This window comes from Paenibacillus sp. IHBB 3054, assembly GCF_051594305.1.
In the GTDB taxonomy this organism is placed as follows: Bacteria; Bacillota; Bacilli; order Paenibacillales; family Paenibacillaceae; genus Paenibacillus_AQ.
Map to the genome: position 1 here is coordinate 31,031 of NZ_JBOFBG010000037.1, position 23,484 is coordinate 54,514.

The following is a 23,484-nucleotide window of genomic DNA, read 5'->3' on the forward strand; positions in this document are numbered from 1 at the left end:
TAAAAACAGTTATTTCTGGAGTGAGACTTCGTTTGATTTTTCTTTCCATAATATTGTAAGACCTAATCCAATTATTAAAACTATTCCTGCAAAAAGGTAAGGATAATGAATGTTATAATCAAACAGAATACCACCCAATGCTGGACCAAAAAAATTCCCTAAGCTAGTGTAGGTGGAGTTCATGCCTGCTACGAAACCCTGCTGATTACCAGCAGTTTTAGATAAAAAAGTAGTTAGGGCGGGGCGTAACAAATCAAACGCCAAAAAAATAAAACAAGTTACAATTAAAACTGCTATATAGCCAGTAATAACTGTAGATACGAAAGCTAAAACCGAAGCGATGATCAAGCAAAACTGAATCATCCTTTTTTCCCCTAATCTATCTACTAATTTCCCAAACAATAAAATTTGAATTATTACAGCTACAATTGAACTAATGGTAACAATGCTTGCGATATCCTTGGGTGTGAAGCCAAATTTTTCATCAGAAAACAAGCTGAATACCGTTTCATAGGCAGATAATCCAAAAGCAAGTACAAAAACCATAATAAACGCAATTAAATAGATTGGTTGAATTGATTTTTTCAAATCTTTAAAGAAGTTAGATTGCATTGTATTAGATGAAAGTTGTTCTCGCTCTTCATTCGATAATGACTCTTTTAATATAAGTGAAGAGGAAATAGCGGCTAAGAATGATATAATAGCAGCGAAGAAAAACGGCATCCGAATTCCATAATCGGCAATAAACCCTCCAATCCCAGGCCCAATAATAAAGCCGGTGCTAATAGCAGCTGAGACATATCCCATCGCCTTTGGCCTATCCTCTTTAGTAGTAATATCAGCCACGTACGCTGTTACAGCAGGCATAATAAAAGCAGCGCTTATTCCGCCCAGTATCCTCGATAAATAAAGTATTGAAACATGAGTTCCTAAACCAAAAATCAACTCTGATAAACTGAAGACAAGTAACCCGAGAATAATCATTTTTTTTCTTCCAAAACGATCAACCCATCTACCGGCAAAAGGCGAAATAATTAACTGGGCAACGGCATAAACTGCAACTAGATAGCCCATGGTGCTACCGGATAATTCCATAACATCTTTAAAAGATGGCATAACCGGAACAATTAAACCAATGCCAAGAAACGCTGTGAAAACGTTGCTCAGAAGGACGATTATTACCATTTTCTGATCTTTAATTGGTTTTTTCATCTGAAAACTCCTCTTATTTCAAGCTGTATTCTTGCAGGTATCTCACAATAGGTGAGCTGAAGTTCATATGACTGGACAAGCAGTAGCAATGAGTGTTGCTAAATCAGAAGATAGTGAAGTTATAGAGGGCTATTCTATAAAAGTTAATTCCAACAACTGATATCGCATTCCTAATGTGAGTTACTTTTACATTGTTATCATCAATATAGTCTATCAGTTTTTAGCCTCTTTATACATATATTGAATCAAGTGTTTCGGTCATTTTAATTAATTTTTGAAAGTATATAATCTAGATGTGTATAACAAATTAGATATTAGGCGTAAGCCAGTTGCCCAAATCTATCGACACATAGGGTAGTATGCGAGTTAAAGCCTTTTCTCCAAATTCTTCTGTTCAACGGGAGTTATGCATTAATGAGATTGTTCTGTGAATATATAATTTTAGACTAAGCACCAACAACCAATACTCTCGTAGTGGTTATTGTCACGTTATAGCTCCCTTTCTTTGCAAACGGATCGCCCTCGAATTCTTTTCCGTTATCCTTTACAGCGATGATCTTGGCTCTGTGAATAGACTTTCATCCGGATCGAGGCGAAGATTAGATGCGTTTCAGTATTGATGTACGTATCAATGACGAAACGGTGGATATTTATCCCAGTCGAAAGTTTTGAGAAACGGTTCCGAAAGGTACGAAACACTACGACGATTCTGATGTTCAACATGTTCATTTTTGAAAGAATAGGAAGAATATTAAGGAGCTTCATTCAAATTTGTCTTAAGACTTTCAAAAATCAAGTCAACTAACATAAAGACTTACTTTTTATCATGTGAAATCTATTGTCTGTAGGATAATATTAAATTTAAAAGAAAAAAAGCTAAATAAAACGAAAGTTGATTCACATAAGAAATTCAGGATTAATTGAAACTTATTTGAACTAAAGGAGATGGAACAATGAAAGAAGCCAAACAAAAATTGTGGACAAAGAATTTCATTATCCTCTCCACTTTAAATTTTCTCTTAACGTTAGTATTTTTTTTGTTAAATGCGACCATCACAGTTTTTGCTTTAAATGAATTCAATGCATCTCCAAGCCAAGGAGGGCTTGTGTCTGGAATTTTTATTATCGGTGCTTTGATCAGTCGTTTGTTTACCGGACGGATTGTTAATTCAGTTGAACCAAAAAAAATACTAATTATCGGCTTAATCTTATTTACATTAACTACCTTATTATACTTTGCTGATTATGGGATCACCTTCCTTATACTCAGTCGATTCTTACACGGTGTAGCACTTGGCATAGCGAGCACAGTGTTAGGTACAATTGTAGCCCTCATAATACCTGGTGCACGTAAAGGTGAGGGCATTGGCTATTATGCGGTTAGCACAGCGCTAGCTACAGGGTTTGGTCCATTTATTGGACTTTATATGAATCAGCATACAAGCTTTGACATGATATTCAGTCTATGTTTTCTGCTAGCAATTTTGAGTTTGTTAGTTGCGCTCTTCTTCTTCAATGTCCCTAACCTGAAGATGGAGGGAACCCTTAAGATATCTAGTTTTATCGAGCCAAAAGCACTTCCTATTTCTATGATTATTCTTACAATGACTTTTAGTTTTTCCGCTGTTCTTTCATATCTAAATATTTATGCCATTGAGATCGATCTAGTTGATGCAGCAAGCTTTTTCTTCGTCTTGTATTCTGTTGCCGTCTTGATTTCACGACCTTTCACTGGGCGATTGATGGACAGAAAAGGAGCGAATTTTATTATGTATCCAGCTATCACTATATATGGGGCCGGGATGTTACTTCTCGGGTCTGCAGGCAACAGTGTAACCTTATTATTGGCTGGTGCTATGATTGGTATTGGCTTTGGTAATATTTCATCAATCACACAAACGATAGCAGTAAACGCCGTTGAGCCTCACAGGGTTGGTCTAGCTACTTCCACCTTTTTGATATTCTTTGAAATGGGCACTGGAACTGGTCCATATCTTCTAGGACTTGTTATTCAAAAAACTGGATATAGTGCCTTGTATGCGATCTTGGGAGTCTTCATATTTGCAATATCTATTCTCTACTATTTCTTGCACGGTAAGAAAGAACACCAGCAACGAGTAACTTAACAGCTTCAAAAAACGAGCATTCTGTCTAAATGGGACTGCCCCCATAACGTTAGACAAATCAAAACACCTTCAAGAGAATGGAACCTGTACACTCACTCAGCAGAGGGACAAGTCTTACAATGCTCCGAGTCAGAAGCGTACTGCCGGTAGCCCTTGCGGTCGGTCCTTCGGTACTTTATGCCATGTTTGGGATGAAATCTTCGGTGAGCAATCACAGCAAAAATATTTCGTTTTTGGAGTCCTCGGCAAATCGGTGTGGTTAAATAACCGGAGTTGAGCGCAACGGCTTCGACGTTAAATCCAAAGCGTTCCTGCTGGCGATCCAATCGTGACAAATACGGCACGCAATCATGGACATTTCCGGGCGTGACATGGTCTTGTGTCACTAAATCTTCGATTAAAACAAACTCGTAGGCTTGCTATTTTTCTCGGTTGGACCGCTACTTATCGAACACCATCCGTTCTATAAATAGTTACCCATATTACACAACATTAGCGTGCTGTCATGTGGAATTACGGGAACATAAAAAAGCTATCGAGACATTCTCGACAGCCTGAGGGGGCAGATGCCCCTTCTTCTTTTAACCAATTCAACCTCACCTTAAAATGTGTATGCCTCACCATCATCTGGCACTACTATATTAGCCATCCCTTTTTCCTTAATAAAGCTCTTAAGATCAGTTCTGGATAAGTTCCAGTGGTTTACAGCTTCCATATGAACCACAACAATTTTGGCGTCTGGGGCAGCTTTATACACCTCATAAATATCCTCTTTCCCCAAAATCAAAGGACCACCTTGGAGAAACTGGTTATCCCCACCGTTAAGAATGATGATATCAGGCTTGGACGTATCGAGGACTTCCTGTACTTTGTCATACCACACCGTATCCCCAGCAACATACAAAGTCTTTTGATCCGAATGTTTAAAGACAACCCCCATCACATTCCCTGCCACTTTAAGTATTTCCCCTCTTCCGTGCTGAGCATCTGTTTGAATCAACTGAATACCCTCGAAAACTGTATTCTGCTTCAATATTTCAACATTTCACGCTGTCTTGGAGGTTTAGACTTGCGCTGGTAACGGCGTCTATATTTGAATCGAAATCTGTATTACCGACGCGGGAAAAGTACGCTATGAGTATTTTCTGCTCACCTGTAACGAGTGGAGTGGCATTGTTATTTTCAGCAGGACTAATACCAGCAGTACTGCTCGGTATGTTGATTGCCGCAGTACTTTCCTCAGAACCGTTGTTTCCGCATGCCGCTAAGGAAAGAACAAGCAGAAATACCAGCAAATACACAAGTGCTTTTTTCATGTATGATTCTCCCCTCTATGAATTACAGGAATGATCCCTGATAAATTGCTGTGAATTGATTTTAGAATCTGCTCGAGTCTTTCTAGTCCCTTATGCAATAGCACTCTTGGACAAGCAATATTTATGCGGATAAATCCCTCTCCTGTATCGCCATAGATGAGGCCTTCATTTATTCTTAGTTGTCCTTCTTCCAATAGCTTCTTACTCAACTCTGTTGAAGGGATACCAAGACTCCGGCAATCGATCCAGATTAAATAAGTTGCCTCTGGGAGTAGAGCCCTTAAGTCAGGCAGTCTTTCTTTTATAAAAGACATGATGTAATCCCTGTTCCTTGCAAGATAAACTAGCAATTGATCTAACCATTCTTCCCCATTGTTATAAGCGGCAATTAAAGCTTCAATTCCAAAAACATTAGGTTCAATGGCCTCATTAATATTAAGTGACCGGTTGACTTTTTTTCTGAATTCTTCGTTTGCCGATATAATATTAGATGTTTTAAGTCCAGCAAGATTGAAGGTTTTGCTAGGTGCCGTGCATGTTATTGAGTTCATTAGAAACTCTTCACCCGTTGAGGCAAAAGGAATGAAATGATTATCTGTATATACCAAATCCCTATGAATTTCATCAGATACAACTACTACGTTATGCCGTAAACATATTTCGGCTAATCGCAGCAGCTCCGCTCTGCTCCATACTCTTCCAACAGGATTGTGAGGATTACAGAGAATAAAGAGTTTAACTTTTTCATGGGAAGCCTTTTGTTCAAAATCATCGAAATCAATTTCATAGATATCGCCATTGTGCTTGAGTTCATTGACGACGACATGACAGCCGTTATTCGTTATAGAGGTATTGAAATAATTGTAAACAGGGGATTGAATCAATACTTGATCTCCAGCCTCTGTAAAGGCTTGAACGATCGCTGAAAGCGAGGGTATAACATAGGTACTAACTTCGATCCATTCCTTATGGATTGTGAAATGATGGCGTCTCTCCCACCAGTGAACCTCCGCTTCATAATAAGCATCCGGTATACTTGCATAACCAAAAATCCCATGCCGCGCTCGTTCTTCTAGGGCTTTTATAATCGGTTCTGCGGTTGTAAAGTCCATATCGGCTATCCACATCGGTAAAGTATCGAATCCGTTTTCCGTATCCCATTTCGCACTATTTGTATGTTTCCGATTAATTATTTGGTCAAAATCATACTTCACACAATTAGCCTCCTTAAAGTGATTCGATCTTAGCATTTGTTATAATTTGCAGGTTTGATAGGTTTAGTTCCGGATCGTCTAGTACCAATGTTTTAATGCCTTCTGCCTTTATGACGCCGCTAATGGGATTCTTCACACTATCCAGGGTATTTATGATTTCAGCCTGAACGGTTGTATACTCAAAGCTCAAGTCGGTATTGATCATCTCACAGTTTTCTAAAATCAGGTTTTCTGCATAGCACAAAGGCTGTGTCCCGATAATTTTACAATTTACGAGTCTCAACTTTTTGGAATACCAGCCTAAGTATTCTCCTTCGAGTATGGAATCATATACCGTGATATCTTCTGTGTTCCAAAGTGCATCCTTGGATAGGATCATGCTATTCCTAATCACCCCTTGTTTCACATGCTGAAAGGAGTAATCACCGTCTAATCTGAAGTTATTAATTTCGATATTGTTGCCATGCAATAACAAATAGTTGCCCTTGAATTCCGAATCAAGGATGCTCACATTGTAACAGTCCCATAAGGTTTCATTCGTATCCATAATTGTTTTGACGATGTTGATATTGCTGAAATCTCTAAATATCTTGGGGGCATCCACTTTGCAGTTTCTCGAAAGGAATGCCTTATCCGCCTGAAGTCATGGCAAGTCAAGTGGGGATCTTGCTAGAGAGGGTTGTATAAAAACGGTTAAGAAGATATTCATCGATGTGTTTCTGGATTTACTCAACTGTCGTTGATGCAGGGGACTGCTGGGACCGATGAACACTGATCAATAATTAGATGCATATCAAATCGGCAATAGTACCATGTTCTTGTCCATTATCGGCAATGGGATCAAGTTCTTGTCCCGAGCAATGGACAAGAACTTGATCCCATAAAACAGAAAACCCGCGCGGGGCGCGGGTTCTAATGGGACTATGTTCTTGTCACCCGACAACTGTTTGCATAACAAAATGTCCCTTTTTCCGCCAACATAGGGTTTTTTTCCAGCAAATTCAATTACTATCGTAGCGTTCCTAATTTGTTTGTTTTCTTTCCATTTCCCTTTTTGAGCAACCTTGGTTCGGTCATTACTTTAATAATCGGTGTACGGTACACATTCTTGGCCTAATTCGGCAATCGGTGCAGATTCTTGTCATTAGCTTTTGACAACAATCTGCTCCGTAAAAAAAGAAAATCCCGCAATTTATGGGGGTTCTTTGCGGAACACATTCTTGTCCTCCGACAACTTGTCTGTACATACGTTTATTCTAGTCCCTCTTTTACGAACAGAACCCTGTCATTTTAATGTACAGGGTTCTGTTCGTTTTTGACATGAGATAACTTTACTCTAAATTAAAGTTCCTTATTGATTGGAATCCTATTTAGTAATCAAAGCCATATGACTCATAATCATTTCGGCGGCCCGCTTATAACCGCCGGACTGCCGCAAAGATTCACCGATGAGGCAAGCCTGCTGTTTATATAATGGATTGCTTAGGACTTCTGAAAATGCCTCTCTCATATCAGTTGCACTGAGGTTAAGTTTATTTAAAGTGATACCCGCCCCCAACTCCTGTACCCGATTGGCTACAAGAGGCTGATCCGACGTTAATGGAATCATTACCAACGGAACGTTGTAATAAAGCGCCTCACTCGTACTATTCATTCCGGCATGTGTGATAAAAACATCCGTATGCTGTAGCATATCCAACTGTGCAATGTATGGCATGACGATAAAATTAGGAGGAATTTGATCAGCCAGCGGCTCCATATCCGTATATCTTCCTGAAGATAGAACCACATTCACCGGCATATCCCCAAATGCTTCAAAGCAAAGCTGATAGAAATCCAAGTTTTTATTTAAAATAGTACCCATAGCAATGTACACGGTATGCGGATAACGTTCACGAAGCAGCTCGAACGAGAAGGTTTGAGCATCTTGACGCGGTATGATCGAAGGACCTGTGAAAATAAAACGATCGTCCAGTTTTTCTGCATGTGGCTGAAAATAACGACTTGTATACACAAGCTTTAACCGACCTGTATGTGCCGGAATCTCTTCCATGACGGGAATACTCACTTGAAACTCTTGCGCTAACTCCCGCGTTATCTTCATCGTAGCCTCATACAGTTCCTTCGTATTCGTATCCATCTCCTTCTCATTCTCATTCATGCCTTCGCCAGTCCCCAACGGATCAACGAAAGCAAAGGAGGCAATCGAACATACCGCGGGAATTCCTAGTTTTTCTGCAAGAATAGTCCCTCCCCAGCCCATCAGTGAATCAAAGATCAAATAATCGAACTTTTGATTTTCGATCACTCGAAGCACCTCGGGTATAATCCTCCGAATGATACCGTCTACCATCATATAAATGAACTGATAAGGATGATTGTACTCCTGCGGTTTCAACACTGGATCATGAGAAAAGGCATCTTGCGGAAATGGATAGGTTATCAACAGGGCTCCGGTTTGTTCAATTCGGGAACGATACTCCTCCGCGCACACATAGACAACTTCCTCTCCACTGTCAATCAACTGAGTAACTAATCCTAATGACGGATTCACATGGCCTTCAGCCGGAGTAATGACAACTAATACACGTGCCATTTTATCCACCTCCCAATGCAATTTTTCCCCCGTTCTTCGTGATGTTTTTAACGACGCGATGGTCATCCGTTACATGGGAAAGTTCTCTTTCGACTGGCTGATCGGATGATGTTCTTGATGAACGAGTTCGGTGATTCGTAAAGATGCCAAGAAACTTAATAAGACCCATAGTAATTGGAGTGTTAACACCATCACAACTCCTGTCGATATACCCCACTGTAAAGTTTCGGACAAGGCGATTAGAGCGCCGCCAACTCCTATGCTTACTCCCATATAGAAGGAATCCACAAATTGCAGATTCGCAGACATTTCTCCCTCTTTCCTAGGCGCCGCATGTTGTAAAGCAATGGCTGCAGTTGTAGGATTAGCCAATCCAACACCGAAGCCGGTAATCATTTGCGAGAGCAGGATGAGTATAATTCCACCGTCCGACAACATAAGGGCTAGGATCACAAGTACAGTCCCAGCGATCATAATCCCGATACCCACCATAACTCTGCGCTTTCGGCCACAACCTTGATCTCGTACATCAAGCTTCGCTTGCAACCACGCTGCGGCGGACCAGCTCAAAGAACCTGCTGCTACAATGAGGCCAGCAAGGTCTGCTGATAACCCCTTTACTTCGGTTAGTGCCAAAATCACAAAACTCTCCGTTGTAAAATAACAAGCCACATACAACCCTCTGGAAACCAATGTAGCAGGCAATCCTTTTTTCACCGCAAAAGTGCCCTTAGGCAGAAGTATTTGCATTTGTGGGATCATGACGAATAAACCACCCAAAGTTAGTACTATTCCTTTCCAATCGATTATCATACCGAGTCCTGTGAGTAATAGCCCCGTTCCAATGGCAAGTAGGATCGCATGAAGAGTCTTCGAGTCTGCTTTTTGGGCTGGACCCGTCAGTACTTGCCGAAGTTGCAGTTCACGGAAAGAGCGGAATGTGAGACTCAATGCCAATCCAATCAGGGGTAAAACAATCCAGAAAACAAATCGCCATGACATATAGGAGGCAATAAGGCCTGCCAGGTAAGGTCCTATTAAGGAAGGCAGGACAAATGCCATGGAGAATGCCGCTAAAATTTGAGTACGCAGAGCATCCGAATAATGCAACGTTACACAGGTATAAATGCATGTGATCAGAGCTCCCGCCCCAAAACCTTGAAGGGCTCTTCCTGCAATAAGCATGTGCATATCAAAAGAAACAGCCGCAACCACGGTTCCTAGCACAAAAATACTAAACGACACGAGCATGGAGGTAAAAACGCCGCGCTTGTCAACCACCTGACCTATAACCAAGGTTCCAATAAGCTGAGATAACAAAAATGCGCTGAAAATCCAACCGTATAAATGAATACCCTGCAAGCTTTGTGCCATTGTCGCAGCAATTGTCGTAATAGCCAGCCCCTCGAAAGCTACGGTTGTTAGAACCAGCATAATACCAATCGTCAACGCCCTGTGCTGCCTATCAAAAATCCCAATATGATTGTTGTTTGTCTTCTACACCTCCATAATAGATGAGTTTTATGGTAAAATTCACCTTTTTTATGGTCTAAATATACAATAACCACCCTACTTTGTAAAGTTAAAAGTTTAAAAAGTGGAAATGACGAAAAGGGTTTTTCAACTAACAAAAAAAACCGCCAAAGGCGGCTTTAAAAATGTCTCTATGCTCAATAGGAGATTTTGTTTAAAAATATACCATTTTCATTACAACCAATTTGAAAATGTTCATCCTGTAAAATCCAGGCATCTGTTTTTTCAACAAAGAAATGAAATCCTCCGATGTATTGAACCAATGCCGGATCGATCGGTGTAGCACTTGCATTTATGCCAATCGTAAAAGCATCTGAGCCTCCACCCGCATATTTTGCATAAATCCTTACATATTGGGCCTCTTCCAAACCCCATTCATCCTTAAAAGAATCAATAGCTTTTTCAGATACTTCAAACGATATCATTCCTCTTCTCTCCTTCCTGCAGTTTAATCACATTTTTTAACTTCACCCCGATAGTTGGCCATTCTAAAACTGGCCCCACATCCACATGAAACTTTTGCATTAGGGTTATTCATGGTGAACCCGCCTATCATACCGCTTTCTTCATAGTCAATTTCAAGACCATCAATATATGGAATACTCTTCGTGTGAACTAATATACTGAATTTATCTTTATTGAATACCATATCCTCCTCTGTTTGCTGCTCGTCCAAGACAAGGGTATAAGATAATCCACTGCATCCCCCTTCTTCAACGCCTACTCTAAGAAAAGAATGTCGGGTATTTGCGCTTAATAAGATTTCGGCGATTTTCTCTGATGCTACATCACTGATCTCAATGTTCATCTTCATTCCTCCTATAAAAGCTTAATAATTTCTTCAGGACTGGTCTATGCACACTTCATTCATTTAGTTTTTGGTACCCCAGTCCATTAAACAGGGTATGAATGTAGCGAGAGCAACTCCCTTTGGTGTAAGTTCATAGATGGTTTGTGTAGGGCGTTTCAGACTGCTTCTGTTGACCAGATTATGATGTTGAAGCTCCTTTAAACGTTGGGAAAGGATTCTTTGCGTAATGGAAGGGATACTCCGGGTCATTTCGCTAAATTTCTTCGGACCATAAGATAGAGTGAATAAGATATGGATAGTCCATTTAGACCCGATGATGTCATAGGCTATAAGAAGTTTCTCCGTATCCTCAGTGGACAATGATATTTGCACCCTCTTTCTTAGAATCAGCCTTCCTGATGGATTGAGGTGAGATCCGAGTGCTAGCAATCATACTTATGACGATCAACAAGAGATGGAAGCCCATGGCTACAATTAAGCCGGATTGCAGTGACATTCCGCCAGCCTGACACACGACAAGGATGGAACCCCCAATCCCGATAACTACACCGGGTGTAAAAGAATCCGCAAATTGCAGATTTGCCGAGGTTTGGCCCACGCCGCCTCCCCCTGTTTGGGAAAATGCTACAACACCGCTAACCGGATGCGCCAATCCAATACCGACTCCGGCGATGATCTGACCCATAACTGCAACCGCAACAGAAACAACCGGTATCCAAAAGACGATGGCAATCCCTATAGCAAGCAGAAATACCCCCAGAATAATTCTCATATGACGTCCACGGCCCTGATCTGCCGCATCCCATCGTCCTTGCAGATACGCAATGATACACCAGCTTAATGCAGCACTCGCTACGATTAAACCGGCCTGAGAAGGTGTAATTCCTTTCACATCAATTAGAGCCAATACCAAGAAATTCTGTGTGCTGGTATAGGCAGCGAAGAACAACCCGCGTGTTGCCAGAATCGCTGGCATACCTCTTTGCAGCGTAAGCGTTCCCTTCGGCAGCAATTGTCGGAGCTGTAATATCATACATGCGAGGCCAATCACGACGAATACAAATCCCATAATACCCGGAAGCATACTTAGACCAACCAGGAAAAGACCCGTACCCATCGTTAAGAGTAACGCCATCCAAGTGGATGAAGATCCGCTAGCCCCTCCCGTCTTCTGCACCTTCAATTTCCTGAAAGCAGGTAAACTAAGCAATGCTGAAACAACCAGCACAGGTAAGATCCCCCAGAAAACAAACCGCCAGGACCACTGATCTGCTATAAGACCTGCCACATATGGACCGAGCATGGACGGAAGAACATAGGCTGTACCAAATGCTCCAAGTATTTTGGCACGTAACTCATCCGGGTAACTTAAGGATATGGCCGTATACACACAAGTCATCATAGCTCCGGCACCCAAGCCCTGCAGGGCCCGTGATCCTATCATGATATACATATCGCCTGCTGTTGCGGCAGCGACCAGTCCTGCGATAAACAACAAAAGCGCATAAGTGAATGGTGCTGCAGGTCCTCTTTTATCTATGATTCGACCGACGACCAGCGTTCCGATAATCTGCGCAAGCAGATACGTACTGAATATCCACCCGAACAGGCTAAGACCGTTCAAGTCTCCGGCAATCGAAGGAGCAATGGTGGTTACGGATAGACCTTCGAATCCAACGGCCATCACTGACAGGATAATCCCTATGGATAGTGCAAAATAACGCGGGCTGAATATACTTTGATGATTAGACGACATGAATGGTGACCTCCAAGAAAGTTTGGTATGTATACATCGTATCCGGATACTTAGTAAACATTTTTGTTTATAATGTCTAAGCTACAGTCCGCCTTTGACTTTGTCAACATTTTTATTTAAAATGTAGGGAGTGATGTAGATTCAGTTGCTTCAAGAAGGAGGTGCACCATGAGCCGGAATCAAATCAAAAAGGATGTCTCCACCAGTACCCGAAGAGCGATCATTAATCTGTTAAAGGAGCGGGGGGGATTGGATGTTGTGACACTCTCCTCTCAATTTTCGCTGTCTGGAATGGCTATTCGCCAACATTTGAATGCGCTGAAAGAAGAAGGATTAGTTACGAATGTGGAAGAGGCGCGTCCCATGGGCCGACCCACCAAGCTATGGATATTAACTCCCGCGGCTAATCGTTTTTTCCCAAGCGGATATTCGGATTTATCCATCAGTCTCATCAATTCGATGAAAGAAGCTTTTGGTAATGAAGGGCTGGACAAGCTGCTGGATGTTCGAAATAAAAATATGCAAGAACAATATCTTCAGCATCTTGGCGCTGCATCGAATGTTAGAGAGAAATTGGAGAAACTGGCCGAGATTCGAACCAATGAAGGTTATATGGCCGAGGTTAAGGCGCAGGATGATGGCAGTCTCTTATTCATCGAGAAACATTGTCCGATCTGTGAAGCTGCTGCTGTATGTAGCGGGTTATGCAAGAATGAGTTACATTTATTTAAAACGGTTCTAGGGAATAATGTTCACATTGAACGGGGGGAGTACATTTTAAAGGGAGGAAGAAACTGCATCTACACCGTTAGGCAAAATAAGCCGTGACAAAAAGAGCAACCTCATCTGGACGGTTCCTACCAATCTCTAATGCACGAATTGCATGAGCTACTTCTCCGGTTTCCTCAGCAAGAAATCCAATACGGACAAATATATCTAAGTCTGACCAGTTGCGATTCTTGTAATGTTTCCTGTACACAAAAAGTAAATGGTTTTTTTATCCTTGGGTCGTAATCCCCTTTGAGTTTAAAATAGATTCAACGTTATATAGAGGCCAAACAATTGGAGGGTGTCTAAGAGATACAGAACATTCAGTGCAGGTTTGTTCTTGTCCTTCGACACGATAACATAATAATCTCCCGTCGCAGCAATGCTCTTTAGTGGCAATCACTCATTAAACCTCCTGATTGGCCTGGGGTTGCTTGCAGGCTTCCAAGGTCGCGCATCGGCAATAGTACCATGTTCTTGTCCACTTTCGGCAACGGGATCAAGTTCTTGTCCCGGGCAAAGGACAAGAACTTGATCCCATAAAACAGAAAACCCGCGCTGGGCGCGGGCGCTTATGGGACTATGTTCTTGTCTTCCGACATAGGACAACACAAACAACAAGTTCTGCATTTTAAATACTTCAAAACAATAACGCACAAAGTCATACCCATACTGTTGCGTGTACTTCTGACAAGGCAAGCTGGTGATTCACAGGCTTTTACTGATACCTATCTGACGGTCCCGGGCGGTTGCAGTTCAGTGACACAATGGTGCTCGATTAGCTATCCGGAGACTGCAGGAGCAGACCACGCGGCTCCTACGTCGAGCTGCATGAAAAGCTTCAGCTCATGCTCTTAGTTGTTTTTCCGGCTGAGTACCGTCAGCAGCGAACGCAGCCGGTCATCACCAAGTCCATGCTCAGTCTACTACTTTATTTACTCAGAACACCTGTTGCTTGAACTTAATACTACATTTGATTTCACAAGACTTCTTTTACCATAATCGCTTGATCTTTATATCCTTCTAAATTATGACTTAACCAATTTTTCTCTTCGGGTCTTTCTTTATAAAAGCGTAAAGTAGCATATTGGTCATCGTAACTCAAAACTATAAGGAATTTATTACCAGGGAAACGTTTTCCCAACTGATTTTCCCACCCCTCCATTATCTGAAGTGCACAAATAAGAATATTATCCCTTGTCATATCAATATCCTTAATGTAGTCATTAACACGGAGTTCATTACAGGATGCCTCATAACCTGTTTTATCTTTATGAAACTTCATTACCCTTTCCCAATTTATGTTTTCAATTTTTAATTCTCCCTCTATATCAAGAATAAAACACTCTCGAACCTCTACTATTTTGGGATATATTATCTTTTCCAACTGAAAAAGGTTTTTGTTTGTTATACTGATTAAATTTCTGAATAAATCCCTTTTTAAATCAGACATATTTCTGTTGTTATACTCCATATTTTATTACACTCCCAAAATTTTATTTAAATATATTATCTTCCCCTAAAAACTTAAGGCCTTTATCTATAGCCTTTTGAACATCTTTATCTTTAAGAAGTTTATGTATTTTACTAGGTGCCTTTTCACCAGTTTTTTGATTATAAAACTCTTTATTTTCCACATCAAGATACCACTTAGTATTATTAGGCTCATGATAATGAATTTGTCCATCTCTTTGGCCGGGATTTGGATTTTCAACATCAATTCTTTCTGTTTTACCGTTATGCCATGTTGTCTTACTTTCGAATTGAGTGCCGTTCTCTCTCCTGTCACTACTGTGCGCTGTACTGTCATTGGTTTATGATTCATCATGGCTTCATACCTCCCTGTGAAGTTCGTATTTGGTTGCCTCGTGTTTCGTGCCTGCTGTTGTAAATTGTCCTTGGTTGTACGTTTGAGTGGGTGTACTACCTAAGAGCATTTGGCTGCATGGGTTATTGGCCTGCTGAGCCTTGCAAAAAAGCTCATTCCTACTTATAGTTCAAGTGGGAATGAGCTTTTGAAAGTTTAACAAGTGTTTGAATTAGTTAGTGTTTGGTTTGTTGGTTATATTGTACGATCTTTTTGTTAGGGTTGTAAGCAAGTTTATACTAAAAGTCTTCTTCCGACATGAATATTAAGTGAAAACTCTACTCCATCCGTACTTTTTTGTGTTAAGCAGATATTCTTTGACAGGTATAAAATTAGCACTATTTAATTCAATATATACATTCGATCTTGTTACTATAGACAAGTCACATCTACCATAAGGCCATGCCAAAGTTCCCTCTACTTCATAAATATTTCTTTCATCTTCCTGATATACTTCACCCCAAGTTTTGTTTATTTTCATTAAGCTATTATCTGGCCAGCTTAGTTTGGTGTAAGGGGGTTCCTTACTAAATAGTTCGACTTCTATGTTTCCACCAGTAACATCATGAAATGTGAGCCTAGAGTAGCCCGATACGTAAATATCATCATCGAATGGTTTGGTGTTTTCAGTTAATCCATACGCTTCTAAACCAAATACACTAATAGGTAGAGTTCCCCCCCATACATCTAGTGCTAATTTAGTAGAAGACATTGATGAATAGTCAATGTTTATTGTGGACTCACCCAAATATACGAACTCAAATTTTTCATTAGTAATATTTAATATCATGTTTATTTTAACCTCCAACTCGCCAAATATTTCAGCGGATGCAGCCCCCCTCCAGCGGCTCCGCCCCCGGCTCGACTCGTTCCCGTGCTCCGGACAGGAATCGCTGCAGTGGCCTGCATAATCATACCTGCTGCCTTGCCCGCAGGACCTCCGAAAGCGTTCAGGAAGACACCTGCAACCCGGGCCACTGCCGGAATCGCCCCTAACAGCTTGGACACCGTTCCCAGCAAGGCCTCCGCTTGTTGCTGCGCTGCCGGGCTTGTGATCTTCGCCGCAGGAGCCTCGGCCGGGCTGCTCGATGAAGCCTGGGCTTCGGCTTGGGCGGCCTCGTACGCCTGGATACTCATCAGCGGCGGCTCCGGTACAGGAGGGAGGTCCGCCACAAAAACAGGGGCCTTCACCGTACCTTCCTGATCAATCACCGGGGCCTGGAGGATCATGCTGCTGGCGCCGCCTTGCAGATACATCACTGTGCGCACAAATGAATTGAATAAATTTTTGTAATGCTATTACATGAATTAAGTGTATTATTGGTTGAATAATGGGTTACTCCCCACCAAAAGGAAACCTTGAAAATACCTGAGCCTCTTCAAGATAATGTTGGTACTATTTAATCTCGTTTTCATAAATTTCGCTTAATAATTCATAAGTTTTGTATAATTCAGTTTCAAATTCTCTCACCTGAACAATATATTCTAAAATGTCATCTGTTTTTTTTACTGAGTTCAAATTCCTTATTAAAAAACGTGCACTACCTTTGTACTCTACTAAGAATATCTTCCAATCGTTGAAAATATCCAAGAGCGGACAGACGTTAAACCGAGCCCAAGACTCTTCGATAGAAATGCTGTCATATTGGTTAGAATCGCCATACAGGGCTTCATTGAGTCTATTGAAACACTCCTTAGCATCTAAATTAAATAGTTTTTCATTGGAACGATTGCTATTATCTTTAACCAAGGACTCAAGTGAAAATAATACATCTCGTAATGATGTACCCGACTCATAATCGCCAATACGAATTCCACCTATCCAATAGCAAAACTTACCGAACATCCAAAAACCACCATAGTCTGCATTAAGGTCAAACTGAATGGCAAATTTATTTGAATCCCCTATTAACATGATGGGCTACTCCTTTACTTTACTTGAGTCTTGCAAAATCGACCTGAAAGATCCTGAAATGGACAGAGTTGTAGTGTGTTAGGGTATTAGACGCTTTAGGCAGACAACCGAAATAACTGGAGGATGTCGAAAAGAGGCTTCTTTTCCAGGGCTTGTTGATACACATAGACGATCATTTGCCCGAAATGCTCTTCTCGAATGCGGCGCACTACATCACCCAGCGTGAGCTTGGAGGTTGGGGTCATCCACTCTTGCCACTGACACTCCAAGAAATTCTGCGTCAAGAACTGGATCGCCCAAAAGCGTTCAATGCCGCGAAGAGAAAGCAATTGGTACTGGTCAAAGCCGAGCAGTTCCTTGAAGTATCGATATCCCGTCTCGATATTCCATCGCACGTAATAATACCTTTGAATCGTAACGAGATCCAAATCAAGCCGTAACAACGATGGATTTTATGCGGTACTTTGGTAAATCCCTTGTGGAGTGATGTCAACTCGCTCTCTTGACTTACCTTGTCCATGTACCCGTCAGAGGATTGGCGGTTTTGAATCAAAAAGAAGTCATTCGTTCTTGCTGTCATTTAAATCCCTGCCTTCTATGTTTTGATTACACCGCCGTACAGCGGCTATGAAGTCAGGAAGGCGGCTAGCCTAAAACATATCCTTGCCTGTTCTTGTTAACTGCTCGTCAGCAGAATTCTTTCTTGGTTGTAACAATCACTGAAATGTTCTTTTAAGTTGCGGACGATATGAAAAATCCTTCGTTTTAGCCGCACTTACTCTTAGTAGTGGCGGTATCTACCCTAAAAGATGCGATTATTGCTATTTCATCCTCCCTATCGGGGCGGCCTATTCTGCAGTTGCGAGTAAATTTGAAAAAACACAAGAAAACGAAGATAACAAAAAACAGGTCAATTATGGTGGTATCTGACGATAATTGACCTGTTTGATGTGTAGGAATAGTAATATTTAGGTTATGAAATTAAAGCATTGATGTGCGTACAACCATAATGGCGAAATCTTTTATTCAAGTATTACATGGGTTATATGTGTTATTAGTTGATGCTGGGTTTATTCAATACTGGGTAGCCCCCACCATGAAAACGTTGAAAGGCACGAAGCCTTCTGCCCATTCCTCAAAACCATAGTAATATGCGTTACACAAAAAAAACGTATTAAGCCCGTTCTATTTACTGTTAACATTTTTAATGTAAGTTTCTTCTGGATACACCCCGACCCGTGGTAAAACCCTTTTCACAAAATTTTCTTCCCAGAATTGTTTTTGTTCTAGACCACCTATATTAATTCCCGTAAATTGAGGATCTATAAATAAATCCTGCCCATTTATTAATTTGATATGTAAAACATCACATATCAGTGCATTTTCCATATTCTCTAAGTTAAAAAAAACTATACTATCCACGTGATTTTCTGCTAAAGGGTTGGTAAATATAACGTCACCAATCTTAGCTCTACTAGGAATCACATCTTCAATATCAGTTTCATATCTAAGAGAACTCACAATTGTAATATGGAGCTTCCCGTAACCATCTATTGCTTCAAACTGAATAAACTGGTCAGCAAACTCCAAAAATAAAAAATTCGTATTAGAAATGAATTCAGCACTTCCATTTTCCTCTATGTGTACAACACCAGTTAAATGAATCTCATCTATATTATTTCTTATTAGTTCTTTAATATTCTCTAACATTTCTTAGACCTCCATTTTTATGGTATAAACACTATATTCAAATCGATTGCCTTACCTTGCTCAAGTAGTGTAAGCCATTCACCATTTGGTTTTGTTACTACCGTCAAATTTTTCCTCTATATATATTAAGTATTCCCGAGTCTCTGTTTATCGTACCCTTTCCTACCAATTCAAATTTTGCCTCCAAGCTGTTTATCTATTTATTTTTTGCTGCGCATGGACATTCTCTAGTGTTTTCACTACATGCTCGTATGCTTCTTCATTCGGTTTTAACAATCTTGGTTATATATTTAAATTGGTGCTCTACCTAAGAGGCGTTGCTGCACATGTTATTCTTTGGATTGTCGTGCTTGCGCTCCCAGTAACTACGCTCGTACTCTTTTTGCTTTTCTTTGGTTTCAGGTTTTTGTCGCCACTTCCGTCTGTACTCTCTTTCATACTGATGACGGACTTCTAATGCTTTCGGTCTTAGTTGTTCCATTCGTAGTCCTCCATCATCACCAGTTCAACAATATCCGCATCATCCACAATCTCTATAAATCCATCTTCGTTTGTCGACTGAGCAATCTCCTCTAATGGTGCAATTCCTTTTGTTATCTTCCTACTCAAAGCTGCTCCCCTTCAGTTCGCTCAACTGTGTTCGTTGTAATTCCAATAGCAACTTCGTTTCCTGTATTTGTTCCTTTGCTCGTTTTAGCATTAACATAGCTTCTCTTCTGTTTCTTCCAGTTCTATCTGTTAACGGGCTAATACATTTTTGTTGTGCTGTACAGTCTCCCTTAATCCAGATGCTTCACGCTGTAATTCATCTAAACGGCGGATGGCTTCCAACCTTGGATGTCCGTCTTTTTCGTTAGACAACTGGTCAAAGTTCTACTAAATGTTTTACTTCTGTCGCTATGTGCGGATCGATACTACTTGAACGTCTCAGTTCGTCTGCTTGATTCCGTAAATCTCGTGCTTGTTGACAATAGCTTCTTACTGCTTCCACAATAGCCTCGTACTCTGCTTATGCCTGTTCAATTAAGCCTCCCTTTTCCTCTATTACTTCTACTTGTTTTGTCATGTCATTCAGCTCCTTCGTTTATTTTTCTGTACGCAAAAAAGCTCATTCCTACTCAAAAACAATTTGGAAAGAGCTTTGAAAGTTTATCAAGTGTTTGTTAATTGTTTAGTCTTTGGGTTGTTGATTGTATTGTATGATCTTATTGGTGGGGCTGTAAAGATATAACATACCAACATACTAACCGATAAAAATCACTACTCCTTCTCTATAATTAAAAATGATAGGCACTTCAGTCTCAATCAATTCAATTCTTTCAATAATTTTTATTTTCTTTTCCTCGGGTAGATGCCCCTTAGCCCATTCTTTTATTTTAAATAATTCTTCTAAAACAGATGGAAAATCTTCTTCAATTAAATCGATCCCAACAGGAAAAGCTTTAGTCCATTTTAATGCTAATTCTTCAATTGCTGGCTCCCAACATTCTTGAAAGAAAGACTCAGTAGCCACAGGGATGAAAAACTTCTCTTCGAACTCATCCTTTGCCTCTAAAACCATCACACTAATTGACATTACTTTTTCCCTCCAAACAATGCATCAAAAGTGTAATCAGGAAATTCTTTTCTTAATTGTTCCAAGCTATTCTCTGCAGCTTGTCTTAATTCAGGGGTATCTCCATCTAATCTAAATACGAATTTTCGAATTCCCTTAATTTCATCCAATGAAGGTACAGCTGGAGTCCCATTTTTAGTAGCTCGTGTAGCTGTAGCTTCTGCAATATTATTAATTCTTTTTCTTGTTTTGCCCAATATTTGTTTATCCGTAAATTGCTGAGGTGTTTGAGTAGGTAAGCCAGTTCTAGGATTGATGACATCAAGCCCTTTCGCTGCTTTATCCTCATAGAAAACACCATTTTTCAAGTCAATTTCATCTAATTCGCCGATCGGTTTTCCAGTGTTATCAACAATTTCAACTTCTTTTATTGGCTCAACTTTTCCCGTCCCCTCAGCTTCGAGCGGCTTCTCTTTTGGCTTGCTTGATTTGGACTGGAGAACTTCACCCGTCTCCTCAGCCTTAGGCGGCTTCTCCGGCTTCGCACTTGAAGACTTAGGAGGCTTCCCTTCCCCCTTTATCATTTGCCAAAGCTCTGCAGAGCTTTCTCCCAGGTTGGAGGCTCCGTTGTAGGCCAACACCCCTCCATGAGACATAAGGCCGGTGGATGCTACACCTGTAAGTACGCCGAAAGGCGTTAATACGCCCGTAGACGATACAGCCACGGATAATAATTCTCCTCCAGCGCCGACGATAAATTCCCCGATTCCTTGCAACGAACTGACCACGTTGCCTGCGATTTCCCCCACCTTGCCCGCGATCGGATGGTTGGGATGATAATCGCGTTGCTTATACAAACCCAACGATTGGTTTACCCTAATGGTTTCATTGGCCCCCTGGGCAGCATCCCATGCCAATTCCATTTGAAGTTGCGCCGATTCTCGCTTGGCTTCTGCAGTAAGAATCTCATTTTCTCCGTATTGCTCAAACATTTTTTCCCACCAGGACTTAGGTTTAGGTTTCTCTGTCTCTGGCTGTGGCTGCTGAGCGAGATAGCTCTTGTAATTGCCCCACCAGCGTTGCCTCAGGTCTGCGGGTACTTGATGATAGGCAAGATACATCGCCTTCGATTCTGCCAGCAGGTTTTGAACGAGCTCTAACGGGCCGCCCGAATGCGCTAACTTCCGCGCACTCGTAAACACGTTTCCCAGGATCCACTTGCTATAGTAGTCTTGCTTTCCCTGCTCAAGTTCGTACTGGCTGATCAACCCTTTCAGCGCCAGACTCGCCAAATATTTCAGCGGATGCAGACCCCCTCCAGCGGCTCCGCCCCCGGCTCGACTCGTTCCCGTGCTCCGAACAGGAATCGCTGCAGTGGCTTGCATAATCATACCTGCTGCCTTGCCCGCAGGACCTCCGAAAGCGTTCAGGAAGACACCCGCTACCCGGGCCACTGCCGGAATCGCCCCTAACAGCTTGGACACCGTTCCCAGCAAGGCCTCCGCTTGTTGTTGCGCTGCCGGGCTTGTGATCTTCGCCGCAGGAGCCTCGGCCGGGCTGCTTGATGAAGCCTGGGCTGCGGCTTGGGCGGCCTCGTACGCCTGGATACTCATCAGCGGCGGCTCCGGTACAGGAGGGAGGTCGGCCACGAATACCGGGGCCTTCACCGTACCTTCCTGATCAATCACCGGGGCCTGGATATCTGTTTCGCCATCCAGGATCATGCTGCTGGCCCCGCCCTTCAGATACAGCGCCGTTCCCGCTTGGAGCGACAGTTCCTCCCCTGCATCCAGCTTGATGTTAGCCCCTTGAATCTGCACATTTCCCGGACTGCTGAAGGTGATGCCAGCTTCATGCAGGGTGATCGAACATTCACCAGCGGTGGACAGGGTCAGTTCTTGCCCAGACATCTCTACGCCGCTTCCTTGTGCATGTCTCCACATTTTCACATCGGGTTGTCCATTGGTATGGCGATGTTGGCGCAGTGAATCGGTCACATAGGCTTCCTGCTCACGATTCGTGGGCAAATACAGCTCCACCTGCTCCCCGATTTCCGGCATATTGTACCACCCGGTATGTCCCTCCGCCACATACCGGGTGGCCACCGGGAACCAACAGGCTTTAGCCGGGTCCTGCTGAGGATCCATATCCAGTTGGAGCTGTACGTAATCCTGCTGGACTTTCAGCACCTTTCCTGTCAGCATAATCCCGACGGCCTTATCGTTCCCATAGCGGGCATACCGGATATCCTGCTCGGGCTGGAGATCATAACGGGTGCGCAGCAAGCCGGCCTCCAGCCGTGTCACTGCTGAAATGACAGCAAGCTCTTTCCTTGATCCGACGGGTAACGTAAGCCGGTCGCCCAGCGCATAGTATTGCAGGCTTTCGATTCTATACGTTACATACGGCCCCGCATGTTCTCCCGGTTGTCCCGTGTCCAGCTCATGGAATGTTTTCCGTACCCGGTAAGACCCAGCCCGTTCCACCTTATGCAGTTTGCCTTCCGGCAGGCCGAAAAAAAGCTTGGGCGAGGCTGCGGTCACCTCCGGCACCAGTACGGAACCGAAGCGGGAAGCGAGGCGCTTTAAAAACGCCCAATCCGTCTCTTCATATTGTAAAACAAAAGCGTCCAGCTTGGTATGATTGCTTACAGTATCAATGGCATCTCCGTACCTGTACTTGCGCACCAGCGTGGTGACCAGATCATCATAAGTGCGGTGGATATCCTGATAGGAACGCTTTTTCACCTTACTATCCATCTGATACGAATGCGAAGCTGCCTCCAGTTCAAACGTATACACGCCCCGTGTGCAATGAACCGACAAGCGCATAACGATCCCATGGAACAGCCGTCTTACGGACTGTCCCTGCTCATCCAACTGGTGAATGACTATCGGCTCCTGGTCCATGGTCTTGCCGATACACTTCGCTCCCTGCTCCTCGGGGAGCACGCCTCTGATCTGCAGATACGCATGATCGTTGATCATTCTTGTGATTTGCAGTCGCTCGATAAGCTGAGGCTGAAAGGGACCCTCGAAGCGCAGGCTTTCATACCCGATCCCAGCTGACAGTAGACTCATGAGGTTTCATTCTCCTTTCCACAAC

22 protein-coding genes and 5 pseudogenes are annotated in these 23,484 nt (G+C 42.2%); 3 read left to right on the plus strand and 24 right to left on the minus strand.

What is annotated here, in order from left to right; genetic code table 11:
* Nucleotides 1-9 precede the first annotated feature (9 nt).
* Complete coding sequence (locus ACQ76X_RS27885; RefSeq protein ID WP_438497052.1) at nt 10-1,212, minus strand: MFS transporter; 1,203 nt, start codon at nt 1,210-1,212, stop codon at nt 10-12.
* 58 nt (nt 1,213-1,270) lie between these two features.
* On the opposite strand from ACQ76X_RS27885, the pseudogene ACQ76X_RS27890 reads away from it, so the two are divergent.
* A pseudogene (locus ACQ76X_RS27890) lies at nt 1,271-1,360 on the plus strand (Lrp/AsnC family transcriptional regulator); the annotation flags it as partial.
* Between the two features lie 805 nt (nt 1,361-2,165).
* Nucleotides 2,166-3,338, plus strand: coding sequence for an MFS transporter (locus ACQ76X_RS27895; protein ID WP_438497053.1), 1,173 nt, complete (start codon nt 2,166-2,168; stop codon nt 3,336-3,338).
* Nucleotides 3,339-3,417: 79 nt separating this feature from the next.
* Here the strand turns inward: ACQ76X_RS27895 and ACQ76X_RS27900 are convergent.
* From ACQ76X_RS27900 to ACQ76X_RS27950, 11 genes and pseudogenes are all read right to left on the minus strand, one after another.
* Nucleotides 3,418-3,730: pseudogene (locus ACQ76X_RS27900) on the minus strand (IS5/IS1182 family transposase); the annotation flags it as partial.
* 209 nt (nt 3,731-3,939) lie between these two features.
* Nucleotides 3,940-4,383, minus strand: a pseudogene (locus tag ACQ76X_RS27905) (MBL fold metallo-hydrolase); the annotation flags it as partial.
* Nucleotides 4,376-4,654, minus strand: coding sequence for a hypothetical protein (locus tag ACQ76X_RS27910; RefSeq protein WP_438497054.1), 279 nt, complete (start codon nt 4,652-4,654; stop codon nt 4,376-4,378). The gene ACQ76X_RS27910 and the pseudogene ACQ76X_RS27905, both read right to left, overlap by 8 nt.
* Entirely contained in the window at nt 4,651-5,868 is a 1,218-nt protein-coding gene (locus ACQ76X_RS27915; protein ID WP_438497055.1) for a MalY/PatB family protein, read from the minus strand. The genes ACQ76X_RS27910 and ACQ76X_RS27915 overlap by 4 nt, the downstream gene beginning before the upstream one ends.
* Before the next feature lie 13 nt (nt 5,869-5,881).
* The gene (locus tag ACQ76X_RS27920) at nt 5,882-6,472 is read right to left on the minus strand and encodes a DUF3737 family protein (RefSeq protein WP_438497056.1); all 591 of its coding nucleotides are present in this window, start codon (nt 6,470-6,472) and stop codon (nt 5,882-5,884) included.
* Nucleotides 6,473-7,234: 762 nt separating this feature from the next.
* Nucleotides 7,235-8,464, minus strand: a complete 1,230-nt coding sequence (locus ACQ76X_RS27925) for a macrolide family glycosyltransferase (protein ID WP_438497057.1) — start codon at nt 8,462-8,464, stop codon at nt 7,235-7,237.
* A 69-nt stretch (nt 8,465-8,533) separates the two neighbouring features.
* On the minus strand, nt 8,534-9,898 hold the full coding sequence (locus tag ACQ76X_RS27930; RefSeq protein ID WP_438497105.1) for an MFS transporter: 1,365 nt from the start codon (nt 9,896-9,898) through the stop codon (nt 8,534-8,536).
* A 236-nt stretch (nt 9,899-10,134) separates the two neighbouring features.
* On the minus strand, nt 10,135-10,422 hold the full coding sequence (locus ACQ76X_RS27935; protein WP_438497058.1) for a hypothetical protein: 288 nt from the start codon (nt 10,420-10,422) through the stop codon (nt 10,135-10,137).
* Between the two features lie 23 nt (nt 10,423-10,445).
* A complete protein-coding gene (locus ACQ76X_RS27940) occupies nt 10,446-10,805 on the minus strand; it encodes a HesB/IscA family protein (RefSeq protein WP_438497059.1) in 360 nt (119 codons plus the stop codon).
* A 63-nt stretch (nt 10,806-10,868) separates the two neighbouring features.
* Nucleotides 10,869-11,180, minus strand: a complete 312-nt coding sequence (locus tag ACQ76X_RS27945; protein ID WP_438497060.1) for a winged helix-turn-helix transcriptional regulator — start codon at nt 11,178-11,180, stop codon at nt 10,869-10,871.
* On the minus strand, nt 11,158-12,564 hold the full coding sequence (locus ACQ76X_RS27950) for an MFS transporter (RefSeq protein WP_438497061.1): 1,407 nt from the start codon (nt 12,562-12,564) through the stop codon (nt 11,158-11,160). The genes ACQ76X_RS27945 and ACQ76X_RS27950 overlap by 23 nt, the downstream gene beginning before the upstream one ends.
* 168 nt (nt 12,565-12,732) lie before the next feature.
* Here ACQ76X_RS27950 and ACQ76X_RS27955 point away from each other — a divergent pair, with 168 nt between their 5' ends.
* A complete protein-coding gene (locus ACQ76X_RS27955; protein ID WP_438497062.1) occupies nt 12,733-13,392 on the plus strand; it encodes a helix-turn-helix transcriptional regulator in 660 nt (219 codons plus the stop codon).
* Between the two features lie 10 nt (nt 13,393-13,402).
* On the opposite strand, the pseudogene ACQ76X_RS27960 reads toward ACQ76X_RS27955, so the two are convergent.
* From ACQ76X_RS27960 to ACQ76X_RS28015, 12 genes and pseudogenes are all read right to left on the minus strand, one after another.
* Nucleotides 13,403-13,543: pseudogene (locus tag ACQ76X_RS27960) on the minus strand (MazG nucleotide pyrophosphohydrolase domain-containing protein); the annotation flags it as partial.
* A gap of 768 nt (nt 13,544-14,311) precedes the next feature.
* Nucleotides 14,312-14,806: a hypothetical protein gene (locus ACQ76X_RS27965; protein WP_438497063.1), complete on the minus strand. Its 495-nt coding sequence runs from the start codon at nt 14,804-14,806 to the stop codon at nt 14,312-14,314.
* Between the two features lie 22 nt (nt 14,807-14,828).
* Nucleotides 14,829-14,969 (minus strand): hypothetical protein, encoded by a 141-nt coding sequence (locus ACQ76X_RS27970; RefSeq protein ID WP_438497064.1) that lies wholly within the window; start codon nt 14,967-14,969, stop codon nt 14,829-14,831.
* A gap of 495 nt (nt 14,970-15,464) precedes the next feature.
* Nucleotides 15,465-15,989, minus strand: coding sequence for a hypothetical protein (locus ACQ76X_RS27975; protein ID WP_438497065.1), 525 nt, complete (start codon nt 15,987-15,989; stop codon nt 15,465-15,467).
* Between the two features lie 5 nt (nt 15,990-15,994).
* Nucleotides 15,995-16,462 (minus strand): annotated as a pseudogene (locus ACQ76X_RS27980) (adhesin); the annotation flags it as partial.
* Between the two features lie 133 nt (nt 16,463-16,595).
* Complete coding sequence (locus ACQ76X_RS27985; RefSeq protein ID WP_342479902.1) at nt 16,596-17,114, minus strand: immunity 42 family protein; 519 nt, start codon at nt 17,112-17,114, stop codon at nt 16,596-16,598.
* A 95-nt stretch (nt 17,115-17,209) separates the two neighbouring features.
* A complete protein-coding gene (locus ACQ76X_RS27990) occupies nt 17,210-17,509 on the minus strand; it encodes a hypothetical protein (protein ID WP_438497066.1) in 300 nt (99 codons plus the stop codon).
* A gap of 790 nt (nt 17,510-18,299) precedes the next feature.
* Nucleotides 18,300-18,824: a hypothetical protein gene (locus ACQ76X_RS27995; protein ID WP_438497067.1), complete on the minus strand. Its 525-nt coding sequence runs from the start codon at nt 18,822-18,824 to the stop codon at nt 18,300-18,302.
* A gap of 307 nt (nt 18,825-19,131) precedes the next feature.
* Nucleotides 19,132-19,305 carry a hypothetical protein gene (locus ACQ76X_RS28000; protein WP_438497068.1) on the minus strand — a complete coding sequence of 58 codons (174 nt, stop codon included), beginning with the start codon at nt 19,303-19,305 and terminating at the stop codon, nt 19,132-19,134.
* A complete protein-coding gene (locus tag ACQ76X_RS28005) occupies nt 19,293-19,433 on the minus strand; it encodes a hypothetical protein (RefSeq protein WP_438497069.1) in 141 nt (46 codons plus the stop codon). Before ACQ76X_RS28005 ends, ACQ76X_RS28000 begins: the two co-directional genes overlap by 13 nt.
* 634 nt (nt 19,434-20,067) lie before the next feature.
* Nucleotides 20,068-20,400 (minus strand): hypothetical protein, encoded by a 333-nt coding sequence (locus ACQ76X_RS28010; protein ID WP_438497070.1) that lies wholly within the window; start codon nt 20,398-20,400, stop codon nt 20,068-20,070.
* Nucleotides 20,400-23,459 carry a contractile injection system protein, VgrG/Pvc8 family gene (locus tag ACQ76X_RS28015; RefSeq protein ID WP_438497072.1) on the minus strand — a complete coding sequence of 1,020 codons (3,060 nt, stop codon included), beginning with the start codon at nt 23,457-23,459 and terminating at the stop codon, nt 20,400-20,402. Before ACQ76X_RS28015 ends, ACQ76X_RS28010 begins: the two co-directional genes overlap by 1 nt.
* Nucleotides 23,460-23,484 lie beyond the last annotated feature (25 nt).

Excerpts from the sequence above, each read along its gene's own strand:
- ACQ76X_RS27885 (WP_438497052.1), bottom strand. The coding sequence starts at position 1,212 with ATGAAAAAACCAATTAAAGATCAGAAAATGGTAATAATCGTCCTTCTG.
- ACQ76X_RS27895 (WP_438497053.1), top strand. The coding sequence starts at position 2,166 with ATGAAAGAAGCCAAACAAAAATTGTGGACAAAGAATTTCATTATCCTC.
- ACQ76X_RS27910 (WP_438497054.1), bottom strand. The coding sequence starts at position 4,654 with ATGAAAAAAGCACTTGTGTATTTGCTGGTATTTCTGCTTGTTCTTTCC.
- ACQ76X_RS27925 (WP_438497057.1), bottom strand. The coding sequence starts at position 8,464 with ATGGCACGTGTATTAGTTGTCATTACTCCGGCTGAAGGCCATGTGAAT.
- ACQ76X_RS27930 (WP_438497105.1), bottom strand. The coding sequence starts at position 9,898 with ATGCTGGTTCTAACAACCGTAGCTTTCGAGGGGCTGGCTATTACGACA.
- ACQ76X_RS27935 (WP_438497058.1), bottom strand. The coding sequence starts at position 10,422 with ATGATATCGTTTGAAGTATCTGAAAAAGCTATTGATTCTTTTAAGGAT.
- ACQ76X_RS27940 (WP_438497059.1), bottom strand. The coding sequence starts at position 10,805 with ATGAACATTGAGATCAGTGATGTAGCATCAGAGAAAATCGCCGAAATC.
- ACQ76X_RS27950 (WP_438497061.1), bottom strand. The coding sequence starts at position 12,564 with ATGTCGTCTAATCATCAAAGTATATTCAGCCCGCGTTATTTTGCACTA.
- ACQ76X_RS27955 (WP_438497062.1), top strand. The coding sequence starts at position 12,733 with ATGAGCCGGAATCAAATCAAAAAGGATGTCTCCACCAGTACCCGAAGA.
- ACQ76X_RS27965 (WP_438497063.1), bottom strand. The coding sequence starts at position 14,806 with ATGGAGTATAACAACAGAAATATGTCTGATTTAAAAAGGGATTTATTC.
- ACQ76X_RS27975 (WP_438497065.1), bottom strand. The coding sequence starts at position 15,989 with ATGATATTAAATATTACTAATGAAAAATTTGAGTTCGTATATTTGGGT.
- ACQ76X_RS27985 (WP_342479902.1), bottom strand. The coding sequence starts at position 17,114 with ATGTTAATAGGGGATTCAAATAAATTTGCCATTCAGTTTGACCTTAAT.
- ACQ76X_RS27995 (WP_438497067.1), bottom strand. The coding sequence starts at position 18,824 with ATGTTAGAGAATATTAAAGAACTAATAAGAAATAATATAGATGAGATT.
- ACQ76X_RS28000 (WP_438497068.1), bottom strand. The coding sequence starts at position 19,305 with ATGGAACAACTAAGACCGAAAGCATTAGAAGTCCGTCATCAGTATGAA.
- ACQ76X_RS28010 (WP_438497070.1), bottom strand. The coding sequence starts at position 20,400 with ATGTCAATTAGTGTGATGGTTTTAGAGGCAAAGGATGAGTTCGAAGAG.
- ACQ76X_RS28015 (WP_438497072.1), bottom strand. The coding sequence starts at position 23,459 with ATGAGTCTACTGTCAGCTGGGATCGGGTATGAAAGCCTGCGCTTCGAG.